Source organism: Paenibacillus sp. FSL H7-0714, from assembly GCF_038003765.1.
Classification (GTDB): domain Bacteria; phylum Bacillota; class Bacilli; order Paenibacillales; family Paenibacillaceae; genus Paenibacillus_AQ.
In genome coordinates, this window is sequence record NZ_JBBOPT010000001.1 from 6,554,296 (window position 1) to 6,570,764 (window position 16,469).

The 16,469-nt window shown below is 42.0% G+C and carries 11 protein-coding genes; 2 read left to right on the plus strand and 9 right to left on the minus strand.

The window, feature by feature from the left end; translation table 11 throughout:
• Positions 1-65: 65 nt before the first annotated feature.
• Genes NST34_RS29560 through NST34_RS29570 form a run of 3 tightly spaced genes read right to left on the minus strand, consistent with a single transcriptional unit; the run spans position 66 to position 4,028 of the window.
• Positions 66-1,271 (minus strand): type II secretion system F family protein, encoded by a 1,206-nt coding sequence (locus NST34_RS29560; RefSeq protein WP_341129282.1) that lies wholly within the window; start codon positions 1,269-1,271, stop codon positions 66-68.
• Positions 1,271-2,320 (minus strand): type IV pilus twitching motility protein PilT, encoded by a 1,050-nt coding sequence (locus NST34_RS29565; RefSeq protein ID WP_341129283.1) that lies wholly within the window; start codon positions 2,318-2,320, stop codon positions 1,271-1,273. The genes NST34_RS29560 and NST34_RS29565 overlap by 1 nt, the downstream gene beginning before the upstream one ends.
• Before the next feature lie 43 nt (positions 2,321-2,363).
• Positions 2,364-4,028, minus strand: a complete 1,665-nt coding sequence (locus tag NST34_RS29570) for a GspE/PulE family protein (protein WP_341129284.1) — start codon at positions 4,026-4,028, stop codon at positions 2,364-2,366.
• Between the two features lie 375 nt (positions 4,029-4,403).
• On the opposite strand from NST34_RS29570, the gene NST34_RS29575 reads away from it, so the two are divergent.
• Entirely contained in the window at positions 4,404-8,843 is a 4,440-nt protein-coding gene (locus tag NST34_RS29575; RefSeq protein WP_341129285.1) for a DUF5057 domain-containing protein, read from the plus strand.
• 70 nt (positions 8,844-8,913) lie between these two features.
• Here NST34_RS29575 and NST34_RS29580 read toward each other — a convergent pair whose 3' ends face one another.
• From NST34_RS29580 to NST34_RS29590, 3 genes are read right to left on the minus strand one after another with little or no spacing between them, the layout of a single operon-like run.
• Positions 8,914-10,710, minus strand: coding sequence for a hypothetical protein (locus tag NST34_RS29580; RefSeq protein ID WP_341129286.1), 1,797 nt, complete (start codon positions 10,708-10,710; stop codon positions 8,914-8,916).
• Positions 10,711-10,723: 13 nt separating this feature from the next.
• Positions 10,724-11,269 carry a prepilin-type N-terminal cleavage/methylation domain-containing protein gene (locus NST34_RS29585; RefSeq protein WP_341129287.1) on the minus strand — a complete coding sequence of 182 codons (546 nt, stop codon included), beginning with the start codon at positions 11,267-11,269 and terminating at the stop codon, positions 10,724-10,726.
• Complete coding sequence (locus NST34_RS29590) at positions 11,253-11,843, minus strand: type IV pilus modification PilV family protein (protein ID WP_341129288.1); 591 nt, start codon at positions 11,841-11,843, stop codon at positions 11,253-11,255. Before NST34_RS29590 ends, NST34_RS29585 begins: the two co-directional genes overlap by 17 nt.
• Positions 11,844-12,031: 188 nt before the next feature.
• Between NST34_RS29590 and NST34_RS29595 the strand changes: the two genes are divergently transcribed.
• Entirely contained in the window at positions 12,032-12,820 is a 789-nt protein-coding gene (locus NST34_RS29595) for an alpha/beta hydrolase (RefSeq protein ID WP_341126836.1), read from the plus strand.
• A 182-nt stretch (positions 12,821-13,002) separates the two neighbouring features.
• On the opposite strand, the gene NST34_RS29600 is transcribed toward NST34_RS29595, so the two are convergent.
• The 3 genes from NST34_RS29600 to NST34_RS29610 all read right to left on the minus strand — a co-directional run bounded on the left by NST34_RS29600 (position 13,003) and on the right by NST34_RS29610 (position 16,441).
• Positions 13,003-13,839: a phosphoenolpyruvate hydrolase family protein gene (locus NST34_RS29600; RefSeq protein WP_042192344.1), complete on the minus strand. Its 837-nt coding sequence runs from the start codon at positions 13,837-13,839 to the stop codon at positions 13,003-13,005.
• 43 nt (positions 13,840-13,882) lie between these two features.
• The gene (locus tag NST34_RS29605) at positions 13,883-15,091 is read right to left on the minus strand and encodes a Tm-1-like ATP-binding domain-containing protein (RefSeq protein WP_341129289.1); all 1,209 of its coding nucleotides are present in this window, start codon (positions 15,089-15,091) and stop codon (positions 13,883-13,885) included.
• Positions 15,092-15,241: 150 nt separating this feature from the next.
• Complete coding sequence (locus tag NST34_RS29610; protein ID WP_341129290.1) at positions 15,242-16,441, minus strand: phosphoenolpyruvate hydrolase family protein; 1,200 nt, start codon at positions 16,439-16,441, stop codon at positions 15,242-15,244.
• Positions 16,442-16,469: the final 28 nt, after the last annotated feature.

The window sequence follows — 16,469 nt, forward strand, 5'->3', positions numbered from 1 at the left end:
GATCTGCAACCCTGCCCCGCCTCCCCGGCGTCACCCCTCTCAATATTTACAAGGAACCACAAGGTTCACATATTGCCATACAGACTGAACATCGGCAGCATAATAGCGGCCACAATCACACCTACAACACCTGCTAGAAAAGCAATCAGCAATGGTTCAAGCAGTGACTTCAGACGATCAACGGTATTTTCTACGTCCATCTCATAGAAATCAGCTACCTTAGACAACATTGTGTCGAGTGCTCCTGTCTCTTCACCAATCGCAATCATCTGTGTAACTAGCGGCGGGAAAACCCATGCTTTTTTCAGAGGTTCAGACAGTGGGTTTCCTTGTCTCAGCGAATCTCCTGCACTACGGATAAATCCCCCAATAACCTTATTTCCTGCTACCTCTTCTACAATCACCAAGGATTGCAGGATCGGAACTGAGCTGGCATAAAGAGATGCAAAAGTTCGCGTAAACTGAGCAATCGAGCCTTTTTGATTCAATTTACCGAACACCGGAATCTTCAGCTTGGCATAATCGAGTGCGTAGGCACCCTTTTCTGTGCGTTTTGTAATCTGAAAAGCTATCACTAGGAGAAGAACTCCGAGTATCCAGAAATACCATTGACCTTGAATACTTTTACTAAGTGCCAATACCATCTTTGTAATCGCCGGAAGCTCCGCATTCATCGATTCGAACATCGTTACAAACTGTGGAACTATAGCCCACAGGAGGTATATAACCGCTCCAATCGCCATAACCCCGACCGTAATCGGGTAAGTGAGTGCAGATTTGATTTTCTCCGTCGTGGAATGCTGCTTCTCGAAAAACATCGCCAGTCTGTCGAGCGTCCCCTCAATATCACCTGATTCCTCTCCGGCACGGATCATGCTGACGAATAGCTGCGGGAAGATTTTTTTATGATCCTGAACAGCTTGTGAGAACGAGATTCCGCGCATCAGGCTTGAATTCACTTCCACAAGTGCTTTACGGAGCGGTTTGCTCTCAGTCTGCTCTGCCAAAATACGCGTTGCATCTACAATCGACACTCCAGCACGCATAAGCGTGGCAAACTGTCTACAATAAATGATGAAATGAAGTGGCTTAACCGGATTACCGATATAAATATCCATTGAGAGAATCGTTGTTTTGCGTTCGATCAGCGAGAATACCGTAAGGCCCCGCTTGCGTAACTCCTCCATTGCCGTAGGCTTATCTGTTGCGGTTAGCTTTCCTTTAATGGACTTGCCTGCGGTTGTCTTCACTTGATATTCAAAAAGAGGCATCAGCTACTCACCTCCGCCATAAACGACTTAGCTGCTGCTGGTTCAATGAACCCCTGTGATAAATACTCACGGATACTCATGTCCAACGTATGCATGCCTTGCGAGCGTCCCGTTTGCATCACATTTTTAATCTGATGTGTCTTTTCGGTACGAATGAGGTTAGCTACTGCAGGTGTATTCACTAAGATCTCTGTTGCACATATCCGCCCACGTCCCCCTGCCCTTGGAAACAACCGCTGACTGACAACTGCCAGTAATACTGAGGCTAGCTGTGAACGAATCTGTCCCTGCTGATGACCCGGAAAAGCGTCAATAATTCGATCAATCGTCTGTGGTGCGTCTGTTGTATGTAAGGTTGCCATCACAAGATGACCTGTTTCCGCGGCAGTAACTGCTGCTGTAATGGTCTCCAAATCCCGCATCTCTCCAACGAGAATAACATCCGGATCCTGACGTAATGCAGAACGTAGTCCGCTCGCAAAGCTAGCTGTGTCGCTGCCCACTTCACGTTGATCCACTAGACAGGTTCCATGACTATGCAGAAATTCTATAGGATCTTCAAGTGTCACAACATGCTTGCTTTCGGTCTTGTTAATGTAATTCAGCATAGCTGCTAACGTAGAGGATTTACCGCTGCCCGTAGGCCCTGTTACTAGTATCAAACCTTGTGGTTTAAGTGACAAAGTGGACAAAATCGGAGGCATCGACAGCTGCTCTAGACTCGGAATCTCTGCAGGAATGGCCCGGGCAGCGATACTAATCTCACCCCGCTGACGATAGACATTCACCCGAAATCTTACGCCGCTATCCAGCGGATAAGAGAAATCCACCTCGCCTGCATTCCGAAACACTTCGTTTCGTTCACTGCCAAGCAGCGCTTCTGCCATTTCTGCAGCTTCATCAGCTGTTACTGGTACACCCTCAAGTGGGTGAAGCGTTCCATCCATACGTATCACCGGAGGCGAGCCTACAGAGATATGTAAGTCGGAAGCTTTGGAGGAGTAAGCCGTCTGCAAAAGCTGTCTAATATCCCGCGTATACGTTGGCATCCGCTGCTCCCCCTAGATTAAAATGCAATACACCTTATATATCCTAATGTGAGACCGTCTCGCGCATGACCTCTTGTAACGTCGTGATTCCCTGACTAACTTTGAGTAGTCCATCATCCATCAGTTGTACAAGTCCACGCGCTTTACCTGCGACACGCAGTTCTTCTACTGAAGCAGTGTTCGTAATAAGCTGCCGCAAATGATCGTCAATACTGAGCACCTCATGAATCGCTATTCGGCCACGATAACCAGAACTGCTACAACTACCGCAACCTCGACCACGATGTAGTTCATCCGATGGCAACCCCAAGCTACGTAGCATAATCGCTTCCTGCTCAGACGGTTTGTAGGTTTCTTTGCAGTCGGTGCAGATTTTGCGAACGAGCCGCTGAGCTACCACACCAATTAGTGAGGAGGCAATTAAATAAGGCTCTACTCCCATATCCCGCAAGCGAGAGACGGAGCTAATCGCATCGTTTGTATGTAAAGTAGACAACACTAGATGACCTGTTAATGAGGCACGAACCGCAATTTCAGCAGTTTCCGCATCCCGTATCTCACCGACCATTACAATATTCGGATCTTGTCGGAGAATCGAACGTAGCCCAGCTGCAAAGGTTAGCCCAATAGCCGAGTTTACGTGCACCTGGTTTACACCCTCAAGCTGGTATTCCACTGGATCTTCAACTGTGATAATATTTGCACTTTCTACATTGAGTTGATTCAGCGCTGAATATAAAGTCGTTGTTTTCCCACTACCTGTAGGTCCAGTGATTAGCAGAATTCCGTAAGGACGAGCAATCATTTCCTTAAAAACTTCCGCATTCCCCTCACTGAATCCCAAAGCATCTACAGATTTGACACCTGTGCTTAAATCTAGCAACCGCAGTACAATCTTCTCCCCGTGCATCGTAGGTAATGAGGACACGCGAATATCTACCATTTTGAAATCAAACTGCATTTTGATTCGGCCGTCTTGTGGCAAACGCCGTTCAGCGATATTCAGTCGGGCCATTATTTTCAGACGAGCGGTGATAAAGCCCTGCATCTGCTTAGGAATAATCCGCTCTGTTCGTAAGGTTCCGTCAATACGGTAGCGGATCGTTAGATTATTCTCACCTGGATCCATATGTATATCAGATGCCCGCAGAGCAACAGCCTGCTGAATCATCTGATTGACCAAACGTACGATAGGAGAATCCTCATCTGTAATCTCTGTCTCTTCTACTTCTTCCTGTGTCGGGAGCTCTACTAGCATCTGATTCATAGAATCACGCATGCCGTAATGACGTGCAATCGCCCGCTGCAGCTCATCCCTAGTGGAAATAGCAGGTTCGATTCGGAACCCTGTACTCATTCGTAAATCTTCTATCGCAAAATAATCCAGCGGATCGGCCATCGCAACCATCAGCTTACCGCCTTCTTTTAAGAAGGGAAGTACCTGATAACGCTTAGCCATACTTTCAGGAATAATCTGTGTGATCGCAGGATCAATCTGGTATTTAAATAAACTGACATGCGGAATACCCAGCTGGAATTCAAGCACTTCAATCAGCTGCTGCTCCGTGATATAGCCTTGAGAGATTAGCAGATCGCCAAGCTTACGCTTGCTTTTACGCTGTTCCGCAAGTGCTTCAAGCAGCTGTTCCTGCGAAATAATATTATTTTCTACCAGCAAATCTCCAAGTCTCTTTTTGGCGATGGCCATGTCCGTTCAGCTCCATATGCCGTTATTGGTTATACCTTTATGCCGACCTCAATAATGGATAATACTAGGAATAAACAAAAGATAAATTACCAGTTCTATTTCTGCAAAACACGAAAATAGTTTTTCCATAATTACGGATCCATCAAATTTGTCAAACTAGCGTATTTTTCAATATAATTGGGACTTTAGTAATAAATTTATAGGTATATTTCAATAGATTTATGTTGTCTATCAATGCTGAATGTCCTAGAATGTATATAACATAGATTGGATAATTTTACAATGAAATCAGCTGAAAAAGCTGTCGTAAACTAGCATATATAACATACGATTCGACCATATCTACCAATAGTTAACAATCAGGGAGAGATGACCATGAAATTTGCCAGTAACAAACGGTTCTATCTTTTTACAGTAACGATCTTGCTTCTCCTTCTGCTTGTTCTGCCACTCAAAAATCACTTCATGAATGTAGAAGCCAGTTCAAATGAATACCAGATTCGGATGCTGGAGGTTACTGAAAGTGGTATCAGCGAGCTTGCATCTCTAACCTCTGGATTAGCTAACTTTACGATTGATACGATGAGTATGAAGCGCTTTGTGGCGCTGCGAGATGATCTGGACGGGCGATACGATGCGGTTTATATCGGGAAGGGGACTTACAGTACGAGTGGGGTCTCCGGAAAAGATCATAATACCAAAGCAGTTATGAATGACATAACTAATTTAAAAGCGAAAGAAATCACCGATTATTTTATTAATAAGGGGTTATATGTAATTTTCCACAAGCAGCCCTTCTCAGCTCCAACACAGAACGGAATTTTATATAATACCTTTAATACATACCAGGCATTAACCCCAAAATCCAATGTTCTATTCTTCAATGATTCTGAGTTAAATGCCTTTATCTCCGAATTGAAAATAAGTAATTCCACTTATTTGTCCAAAATGAAGCAAAGACCTCAACTAAACATTACTAACAAGAGTCAAATTATCGAATACGGTGCGACTGTGCCCAAGATCTATACGCCCGGCGACGAGCTCACATTCAAGTTCAACGTTTCAAATGTTAATTTAGGAACGAATCCTATACTTGTTAAGCTCTATCTGGGCTTAGATAAGTCCATAAAAATGACTGAAGATCAAGTCGTTGCTACCACGTCCTTGAGCACTTCGCCAACCGGTGAAATCAAATATAAGCTCCCTAAGACTTATTCAGGTCTATTATATTGGAAGCTAGAGGCAGTAGATTCTTTGAATCAAAAGGTTCTAAGTGATTTCACTACCGGCACTATTCAATTTAAGGGTAAGAAGACGATGGTTAATGTATTGCAGATATTACCTGATGGAAATAATGACAGCCAACTCATTAATAATGAATTAGTTATGGATTCCAGTTTTCTAAATAGCCTAGACAAAGACTACGAACTGGTTATCGATACAAAAACAATGACTCAATTCAACGATTACATTAAGAATAAGGAAAGTTCTACACCAAAATACGGTTTGAACGGCACATACGACATGCTCCTATTTGGATTCCGGGATATATACAATGAAAAAGCTCCAATTAACGAACTTTCGGCGGATGCCGTATTAAAATTCATAAATGAAACTAAACAATCTGCCATGTTCACTCACGATACTATTTATATTAATACCAGCAACAACAATAGCAGCCAATGGACGAAGAAGTTCCAAGGAATTACCGGTCAAACCACCCCTCAGACCAACTTGGGATTAAATGCTCCAAGCACATCAACATCTATTACTCCTGTGAATGATGGGTTACTCACACAATATCCTTTTAATTTAAGTGTTCAAGATGGTAGGAATACTGTAGCCAGTACACATAATCAATATTTCACCCTTGACTTAGAGGACCCCTCAGTGACCCCTTGGTACAATATCACTGGTAGTAACCGTGATAGCAATGATAGCTGGAACCATTACTATACGTATTCTAAAGGAAATGTGACTTACTCAGGAACCGGACATATCATTGGAACGTCTTATAAAAAAACTGAAGCAACGTCTTTTCCAAAGTGGGAACAAAAGTTGTTCGTAAATACGATGTACCGTGCATTTACAGGTGCTAATCATGCTCCGGAAATCACAGTGCACACACCCTCTGACAACAGTATAAAGCCTTCGTATCAGAACCAACTGGTCGTCAGTTATACAGTCGATGACTGGGATTTGAAGGACAAGAACCTATTTACCAGTGTAAAGTTTAAACAAAACGACAATGTAATTGCCGGCTACATAATGAACGAGAAGGCAATTTTATCTGGAGAGACAGTTACTCAGGCTTTTAACAACCCTCTCCCTGCAGGTGGAAATCTTCAAATCGAGATTACTGCTTGGGACAAACAAGGCGCACTCTCAACTAAAATCGTAAACATGACTGTACAAAAGATCGATTCGAACCTCACGATTCAACGTACACAGCCTTCCGCTACTGTTGAGAAGGGTAAGCCGATTATATTTACGTACACTGTAACGCCAAACTCTGTTCCCTATCTTGCTGTTGATCCCGGTGAACAAGGAATTAATAACCTAGTGATTTCAGACGTTCAGTTTGAAGAAAAGTTTCCTCCGAATTTGGAATTTAGCGAACCTCTCCCGGATGGTATGACCAAGAGCGGTACTTTAAGCACAGGATATACTTTAAGAAAAAATCTAGGAAACATCACTTACAAGTTAACAGAGAGTAACAACGTCAAATCTTATACGCCAGAAAACAGTATTACTATCACTTTTAGTCTTACAGCAGTTCCGCAAGAAAAGAAATTATACCTGCTAGATAATTCAAAGATTACTTATGAGGATATTCATGCAGAGGCGCTTACTTTCCCTGGATCCAACGCTCCAATTACTTCACTCGGCATAGCTAATGATTATTCAATCTTTATGCTAGAGAACATTGATTTTCGAAACATTGGATTCACCAATAACTGGCGCATAGCAGCAGGTGGGAATATATATATCAACTCTTTTGGTGTAGGGCAATCATTAACGAATACCGAAACTACTGCGACTATTGTGGCAGGTGGAAACCTGAGCTTAGATGGCGGTACTCTAAATGGGATGGCTTATTACGGAGGTAGTATAACTGCTCCAGATTACCTCCTTAGACAAACCCTGCATAAAGATAAGTTCATTAATTTCGCTGAGGTTGCGAAAGGCCTGAAAAGTCGCTCATTATCGTATGCAACATTACCGGAGACTGCCCAACCAACAGGTCCGGAGCACACCATCACTCTAAAAGGAATTGATCCTAACCTTAACGTCTTTTATGTAACACCGATCAATGGAAATATTAAAAGTCTGATCATTGATACACCACATAGTTCCACTACTGTTGTCAATATTCCTGGAAAGAATGTAACCGTCAGCAATGGCTCCAATACCCTTGTAGGAGTGAGCAGTAATAACGTTTTATACAATTTTTATGAAGCCACTTCATTGAACCTTCATAGATACAAAATTTATGGTTCAGTTCTGGCTCCACTAGCAAATATATCTTTTACAGGTGATATTGTTGGCTCGGTAATCGGAAAATCCATTTCTCCATATAATGGTGGGCACAGTATTGTTCTGTCTTCATTCACTGGGAATTTACCGAATCCGACACCAGTCACACGGGACCGGGTAACAATAAACTTCTCGCCGATCTCCTTTGAAGCGATCGTTAAAGTAGCGAACATTCAACTTCAAGATACTCGGATTCGGGTAGGTAGTGAGCTGAAACTTCTACCGGTCATAACGCCTGAAGATGCAAACAATAAAGAAGTAATTTGGTTGTCGATGCAGCCAGATGTTGTATCAGTTACAGAGACAGGGGTCATCACAGGTTTGAGAGCCGGAGCAGCAACACTAGTAATTACGGCAAGAGATATAAGAAACGATGGAAGTAAGGTTTCTACCACTGCAATAGTAACTGTGGTTTCACCTGATTTAACTATTAAGGGAGCAGATCACGCTATAGTCGGCGAGAAAGTTTCCTTCGAAGCGAGCTATGAGCCCTTTGAAGAAACGATAACCGGCTACGAATGGTCCATCAAGCCAGGATCTAATTCAGCCGATGCAACGATAACCAAGAATCCTGATCCATACATCGGAAGTAACGCCACCTTGCAGGCTAAACGATCTGGATTTGTGACTATTGTAGCTACGGTGAACACAACCCGAAAGCCTGATGGAGCCGATACTGAAGAACTTACAATTAAAATTACTAATCCTGTTCGTGAGATAAGGATTAACGGCGATTCTTTTGTGAATATTGGAAGCGAAATACCGTTAAATGTGTCTGTCGTTCAACCTGTAGAGAATTCCGATCCGGTTGAATACGTATGGAGCCTGGAAGGGGATGGAAGTAATTATGCAACATACTTCCCTACCCCTGATAACAAAACTATAAAGTTAAAGGGCAACGTGTTTACCAAATCAGTCAAGGTCAAAGTGATTGTAAAAGGATCCTCCCCTGTTATTGAAGCCTTTAAAGAAATAGCAATTGGTGTTAAATTAACTAACCTATCCTTACCCGCGCCATTCAAAATAGGAGTTGGACCGGATAATTCCAGAGATTTATTTAATAACGGTCTTGTAATTTGGCCAGAAAGCTTAATCAAAAATGACTTTAAAGATAAACTCCTCTGGACAAGCAGCAACACAGCCATCCTGACGGTTTCAGGTGATGGTAAAATAACCGGTCTAAAGAAGGGGAAAGCCACTATTACTGTTTCGTATATTGAAGACCCTATAATCCAAGCCTCTGTAGAGGTAATTGTAGAGAACGAAGATCGTTACTAAAAAGGCAAAACCCCCGAGTCGCAAAGATACTGCGACTCGGGGGTTTTATATTCCACATTTATATCAAACGCTACTCCAACTGCATGTCTTCTACGCTAATATTCACTGTCTTCACACGGGGAAGTCCGGCCTTCTGATCTTCAAAGATCTGATCGTTATAAGCTGCCTTGAACCGGATCAAATTGCTGTTGCTGTCTATTACAATATTATTATCTTTGCCTACAGCTGTTCCCCGCACAGCATTTATAGTAAGATTCCCCTTTGCAAAGAATCCTCCGCTAAGCGAGAATATAGATCCTACACCATATAAATCCGCATCCGAATCAGTATAGAAAAAAGCATCTAACTGAGTAGGGGTGTTACTGAAGGCGGCCAAACGATTAATAAGTATTGGACCACGGGAGATCAATACTAGTTCCTTACCATCCAATCCTTGAAGTGTTGCATCTTCTACCAATGTAGTATGTTCGGGAATTCCATTAATAGTCGAGGGTTCTTTAAATACAAACATAGTGGAATCAATTTGAACATTCCCCCGAATTTCTACCTTTCCAGTCACCAAAATATTCGCTCGTATCTGTACTGGTTTTTCATTACCATAGTTATCAACGATTAGATTTCCGTCTACAATGAGCCACTTACGGGATGACGTTGAGTTTTTGTCTTCTTCTGAGTATAAGACACCCGGAAAGTCATCACTGCCGTCCAGATCCAGATTTCCATTATAAATAACAGATTTGGTTGGATGCTTTATAGTGTTTAATTTTTTAGTATATTCCCTCATTTCCTCCTTATAATCCTTCTGAGCCTCAGGCGAATCATCCCTGAGAATTGGCTTGATCAAGCCAACCTGATCAATAGCGTCAAAATTATATAGATTCATACCCGCTAAATAGGATGCTAGTTTGCCTTCAGCAAGCTTATTTCGAATCGTAGTTCTGTCAGCCCCTGCCCCTATTGCTTCCGCCACTTTATCCACAAATGATCCCTCAACATTAACTTCTACGAATGTACGACGATTTCTAATTTCCACCTTATCTTGAGGGATTTTTCCAGTCATGGAGGTTTCTTTAGTAATTTCAGAAGCCTTCAACTCACTTTTGCCTTCCTCTCGATATATCAGCTTATCAAGAGATTGAACATGCGCCTCACCATCTATTTCAAAGGGACTTGATACAAGTGTATGGAATTTTTTCTTATACGTGTACTCAGCCTTGTCGCTGATAATTAGTATGTCTCCTGCGTAAATGTTCCCAATAATTAAGGGTGCTCCATTAATCGTAAGATTCTTTTCTGACCCAATAGTGTATTTAAGAAAATCTGGAAATGTGTCTATAAACACCCTTTGCTTAAGATTACGCTTGACCCCGTTAACTTCAGCCTCCGAGTTGATAGTCACTATGTATTTGACCAACGTTCCTGTTCCAATCGTCCCCTCTACCGCATATGTAATTCCACTTATTTTCCCAGTTGCGTTTGCCAAATCAGTACTTGTCTTAAGACCTGCTGAAAGTGTATCTGGAAGTGTGGTTGGAAGTGCAGTCAAAAAATTCTTTATGGACTGATCCAGTTCTGCTTGGCTAATATCTATATTACTCTCTATTTTTTTATTTAAGCTCGATGTAATATACGCCACAGCCTCATCAAGCGTTTTTTCAGCTAAGTGTAGACTTTGCACATCATTTTTACGCGTCTCTGTCCGCTGTGCACCGCCCACTGTAGCACTAAGTACACTTAAACCGAGAATAGTAAGAATCAGTACAATGAACATGACCAGTACAAGTGCCGAGCCTCTCTCTTCTTTTAAGCATTGCAAACTAGTATGAGCTATTCTGACGCGGATAGACCGGGATGATTGTCCTGTCATTATGTGATTCCTCCTAAAAACCAAATTTGCTCACCATCTCCATATCATATGTCCTTCCATCGTAATGCTGAGTTAAAAGTAGTTTTATATCAACGAGTCCGCTTCTACAAGGTACATTAACCTTGCAACCCGTACCATTAGAATTGGTAGAAACAATCGTAGAACCAGATAGATCGGAATGAATTGAGGTACGAGGATCGTTTATGACACTATTAATGGTAAGTGTGGTAATGCCACCTTCCCCGCCCTCAGAAGTAACAAATTGAATAGTTCGCGTAGATATCACACCATCTGAATCCTTTATCAGATTTAATCCATCTGTCGTATTCTCCACTCTAGTTGGTCCGAATACATATAATTCATTAATGATAGATGACATAATCAAATCAGCTTCCTCACGAAGTGAGTTCTCAATCGTTATTTTATGATAGCTGCGGAAACCGAACATCATCATCATAGAGAGCATTCCTGCAACCATAGCGAAGAGGGTAATCGCGGCGATCATCTCAATCAGTGTGAAGCCCTGCTGGTATTTTAGGCGGTCAGCGAATCTTCTCATCCGTAATATATCCCTCCACCACCGTATTATAAGCTGTTCCACCAGGCCCACCATTACCACTAACTTTCACCTCGACAGGGATAAGATAAGGTGCCATCTCGCTCTTGCGGGTATCTACCCCTCCACCACTATTCTTTCCTTCCTGCATCTCCTGATGTAATTGAAACTGGTATCGAATATTAATCTCATATTTGATGTTGTTAACGACTGGATTTAATACATCTGGTAAAGCTCCACCATTTACAAAACTATTGCTATAAACACATGTTATAGTCGTCGTGCACTCAGAAGCCTTAATCATGGGCAGTTCCTCACCTGCATCTACAATCATCTTATGCTTTAATGGATCTGTTACAAAAAAATTACTCATTTCCTTAAAATCCTGCTTCTCCACATAAAACAGCGCATTCCGCGCCAGATTGACCATAATCGTCTTGTTCTGGTTCGATTTAGAGTAACTCATGGCGTTTGTAAAGTAAGACGTAAGCACCAGTGATACTATCGACAAAATCACAATAGCGGCCAGCACTTCGATCAAAGTAAAACCTTTTTCCTGCTTTAGGCCCGATTTCATCCTACTTTTTGCCTCCCGCCTATGAAAATAATTTCGCATTTGCACGTTTCTTCCTTATTTTTCTACTTCCATTATATTCTCTCATATCTAGGTACAGCAATCCTTAAAATCCTTATAATTCAGATATTTCTACAATATCTCTCACTTTTTCTGTGTGCTATTATTTGGAGAGAGAGGGGATGGATGAAATGGCTTTAATAGAGTGCAAATTTTATTCGGAAGTACTAGGATTGAATACCTCAATGACTGTAATTTTGCCGCAAAAAACAACCACACAAATCGGGATGAGCAACGTAACTAGAGGCGAACTTCACCCTACGCTGTATTTGCTGCACGGTTTGTCAGACGATGATTCGATCTGGCTTCGCCGGACTTCTATAGAACGATATGTAGCAGAGATGGGAATAGCTGTAGTTATGCCGAATGTACATCGCAGTTTCTACACGGATATGGCGGTTGGAGGCCGTTATTGGACCTTTATTAGTGAAGAGTTGCCAATGCTTGCGCGCTCGTTTTTCCCATTGTCAGATAAACGTGAGGAGAACTTTGTAGCTGGACTATCGATGGGTGGTTACGGGGCGATCAAGCTGGGACTGCGTAAACCGGAGTCTTTTGCAGCGGCAGCGAGTCTGTCAGGAGCACTCGATATGGCGCATAATTTTATGAACGCGGAAGATCCTACCGTCAAAAGCAAAGAATACGAGATGATCTTCGGAACAGAAGATATCGCCGGAACGCCCGAAGACCTTCTATGGCTGCTTGAGGAAGTGAACCGCTCCACGGAACCGAAACCAGCGCTGTATCAATGCTGTGGCACAGAAGATTTCCTGTACACAGATAACTTAAAATTCCGCGATGCATGCCGAGCAACCTCCCTTGATTTCACCTACGATGAAGGTCCTGGCAACCATGAATGGGGCTACTGGGATGCCAAAATCCGCGATATATTGGCTTGGCTACCGTTGAGTAATAACTAGCTTCTTCTAATAGACAACAAAAAGGTGCAGCCATAAGCTACACCTTTAATATCTGTTCTACTCAGATTACCCTCTTAGGAGGGTTCTTTTAAAATATAAAGATAGAGTATAAGTTTCACACTACTGTATCCTTATATTTCTCGCTTAATTGCTTACCGTCCTTATAAGGACGCCGAAGGCATTTATGCTTGTTTGGTGATTTTTTTAAATAATCCAGTCTGTTCTGTGATCCCTTTTTCAGCAGCAAATCTCTCAATACTGGATGCACCAAAGAATCCGTCTATACCTTCTGTCCGTTCAATTACGTACGCAGCATCTTCTGGTTCAGCAATCGGTCCACCGTGACAAATAACCATAATATCGGGATTTACTGCCTTTCCTGCTTTAATAATCGCTTCAATTCTTTCTACACAATCATCTAAAGTAAGAGCTGTCTTAGCTCCAATTGTACCCTTAGTAGTCAAGCCCATATGCGCCACCAAAATATCTGCGCCTGCTTCTGCCATAGCTTTAGCTTGTTCAGGATCAAATACATAAGGCGTTGTGAGCATATCCAATTCATGCGCCGCTCTAATCATATCTACTTCTAAACCATATCCCATCCCTGTCTCTTCCAGGTTCTGTCTGAATACGCCATCGATCAAACCAACGGTTGGGAAGTTTTGCACGCCGCTGAAACCTTGTTCCTTAAGTTGTTTTAAATAAACCTCCATCACTCTAAAAGGATCCGTTCCGCATACGCCTGCTAATACGGGAGTATTTTTCACAACAGGTAATACCTCAGAGCCCATTTCGACTACGATTTGGTTGGCATCTCCATAAGATAATAACCCCGCAAGTGATCCTCGGCCTGCCATTCTGTATCTTCCTGAATTATAAACAATCAGCATATCTGCTCCGCCAGCTTCACTGCTTTTTGCAGTAATCCCTGTGCCAGCCCCAACACCTAAAAGAATCTTTCCATTTGCTACTTCTTCTCTAAACTTCGCCATGATTTCAGTTCTTGTATTTTTGTTCATGTGTAACGCCTCCATTTAAATATTTATTTATCTTATAAAAGCCTTATTTGCTCATGAGATCTATTAGCTTCTGCGCTGCTGCTTCTGCAAACTCCACATCATTAATGGCACAATCCATTTCGATAACCTCGACAACATTTCTGTTTACACCATTTCTTAAGGTATCAAATAACATTTGATCTTCCTCTACCCCATAAAAAGCTTCCCCTGCAACATCAATGCCGGATATCCCTTTAAGCGGCAACATTAATACCGTTTTTTCTTTGGCCATATTTAATTTCTCGACAAGCTTTTTACCGATGGCTGCATTCTCTTCTACTGTTGTTCTCATCAAAGTAACTGTAGGGTTATGCTTATAGAACTTATGTCCAGCAAATTTCTCGGGTACCGTATCATAAGGGCCAAAGTTGCACATATCAAGCGCGCCTACCGATACAACCTGTGGAATATGATGTTTTCCAGCAGCTTCTAACCGATGAGGTCCGGCATTTAGCACACCACCAATAATTTCGTCCGCCCATTCTGTTGTGGTCAGATCCAATACACCTTCAATAAAACCAGCCTCGATTAGCGCTTCCATGGACTGGCCACCTACACCTGTTGCATGGAATACAAGCACTTCATATCCTCTAGCTTCAAGATAGTTACGGGCTGCCGTCACACAGGGGGTTGTTACCCCAAACATTGTTGTAGCTACTAATGGTTTTTTCTCTATCACTTGTTTATTCTCAAATTTAAGCATACCGGCGATGGCGAAGGCCGCATTGGTAAAAATCTTTGTTGAAATGGAGTTCAGACCAGCAACATCTACAACCGATGGCATCATGACAATATCACTAGTGCCTACATATGGAGCAGTATTCCCTGAAGCTACGGTCGAAACCATCACTTTTGGTACACCAATAGGCAATCCCCGCATACCAGGGGTTACAAGTGAAGTACCTCCAGTGCCCCCAAAGGAGATAATTCCATCAAATTTGCCTTGCTTATATAATTCAGGTACTAATTTTTCCATACCTTTGGCTAATAATTCTGTTGCTAGTGCCCTATCTTTCTTGGCAACGAGCTCATCTATACTTACACCCGCGGCTGCTGCTACTTCTCGGTTAGAGATATCCGGTGTAAAAGTGGGTTCAAACACACCCGTATGAATCGTAAACGTACCTAGCTCCAAGCTTTCCAGCAAATTTTTAATGTAGAGATATTCTTCACCCTTGGTGTCAAAAGTTCCGGCAATGGCAATCGTCTTCATTTCTTCAACCTCCTCTTCAAATATCTACAAGGAGAAATATAAGGATAATGTATAATGTGAAACTTATACTTTCTTATATTTCAAAAAAGCATGATCAACTTATGAGTTAATCATACTTCTTTGGTTTATCAATGAAAACGCTTTTATGTCTTATGTTTTTGTGTTTATGTTAGATTTATATTGTTTTGGCGAGAACCCTTTATACTTCTTAAACATTTTGCTAAACTGCGCATAGTCTTGGTACCCAACTAATGGTGCTAGCTCAGATAACTGGATAGGGTCTCTATGTAATATTTCCGCTGCCTTATCCATCCGAAATTGTACGAGATACGATTGAAAGCTGCAGCCTACTTTTTTGGTAAACAAACTACTTAAGTAACTTCGGGATACATGGGCCACCTTAGCTAAATCTGCAAACAAGATCTCATTCATATAATTTTGAGCTACGTATTCTTTTACAAATTCAACATAATCATAGTGCTTTGTGATGCCGTCTAACATTTTGACCATAAAATCATCTTCATCCAGCGTCCCCGACACTTTAAAAGCTTTGGTTATATTCGTAATGGACTTCTCCGAGGGAATTCTTTCAAAAGCAGAGCCCCCGATATACCCCATCAAATTTTGATTATTACTGTACATATACTGCACATCAATTGGCGTTTTCACGGGACCACCATAAACCAACTTAATTAACTCTGGCTTTAGCTCATTGCATGTATTAAAAATCTTGTCCGCCTTAGCCTTGGCAGCTTCCAGAGAGAATACTTTTTTGGCTCCTAATAATCCCCCTTCGGTTAAGCCTAAATGTGCACAAATAATATCTGCTCCTGCCTCGATCATCTGAGCGGCTTGGATTTCGTCAAATACAAAGGCTATGGTAAACAAATTTTTTTCATGGGCGGTCCTTATAGCTTCTACTTCGAGTAGATAACCATTCCCCTCTTCTTCGAGCGCTTCTCCAAATTGACCATCTATTAATCCAACCGTGGGGTAATTATTAATTCCGGAAAATCCCTTATTCTTTATTTCACTGATATAGGTCTCCATGTCTTTTGTCGGATCGGTTGCATTGAGCCCAAAAATAATAGGAATATCTCTGACCAAAGGTATGATCTCTCTAGATGCAAAGTCCATCACCATATCATTGCTATTACAAAAAGGCAAAATCCCAGCGAGAGAGCTCCTCCCCATCTGCCGGAATTTACCCGAGTTTAACATCAGAAGGAAGTCTGCTCCACCCTGCTTCGCATACTTTGCCGTTATTCCCGCACCTGTGGCTACTCCAATAATATGATTCCCCAGTTCTAATTGTGATCTAAGCTCGTCTAGGATTTGCTCTCTACTCATACTTACGCACCCTCCTATCCCTAATCTA

Excerpts from the sequence above, each read along its gene's own strand:
- NST34_RS29565 (WP_341129283.1), bottom strand. The coding sequence starts at position 2,320 with ATGCCAACGTATACGCGGGATATTAGACAGCTTTTGCAGACGGCTTAC.
- NST34_RS29570 (WP_341129284.1), bottom strand. The coding sequence starts at position 4,028 with ATGGCCATCGCCAAAAAGAGACTTGGAGATTTGCTGGTAGAAAATAAT.
- NST34_RS29580 (WP_341129286.1), bottom strand. The coding sequence starts at position 10,710 with ATGACAGGACAATCATCCCGGTCTATCCGCGTCAGAATAGCTCATACT.
- NST34_RS29590 (WP_341129288.1), bottom strand. The coding sequence starts at position 11,843 with ATGAAATCGGGCCTAAAGCAGGAAAAAGGTTTTACTTTGATCGAAGTG.
- NST34_RS29595 (WP_341126836.1), top strand. The coding sequence starts at position 12,032 with ATGGCTTTAATAGAGTGCAAATTTTATTCGGAAGTACTAGGATTGAAT.
- NST34_RS29560 (WP_341129282.1), bottom strand. The coding sequence starts at position 1,271 with ATGCCTCTTTTTGAATATCAAGTGAAGACAACCGCAGGCAAGTCCATT.
- NST34_RS29610 (WP_341129290.1), bottom strand. The coding sequence starts at position 16,441 with ATGAGTAGAGAGCAAATCCTAGACGAGCTTAGATCACAATTAGAACTG.
- NST34_RS29605 (WP_341129289.1), bottom strand. The coding sequence starts at position 15,091 with ATGAAGACGATTGCCATTGCCGGAACTTTTGACACCAAGGGTGAAGAA.
- NST34_RS29600 (WP_042192344.1), bottom strand. The coding sequence starts at position 13,839 with ATGAACAAAAATACAAGAACTGAAATCATGGCGAAGTTTAGAGAAGAA.
- NST34_RS29575 (WP_341129285.1), top strand. The coding sequence starts at position 4,404 with ATGAAATTTGCCAGTAACAAACGGTTCTATCTTTTTACAGTAACGATC.
- NST34_RS29585 (WP_341129287.1), bottom strand. The coding sequence starts at position 11,269 with ATGAGAAGATTCGCTGACCGCCTAAAATACCAGCAGGGCTTCACACTG.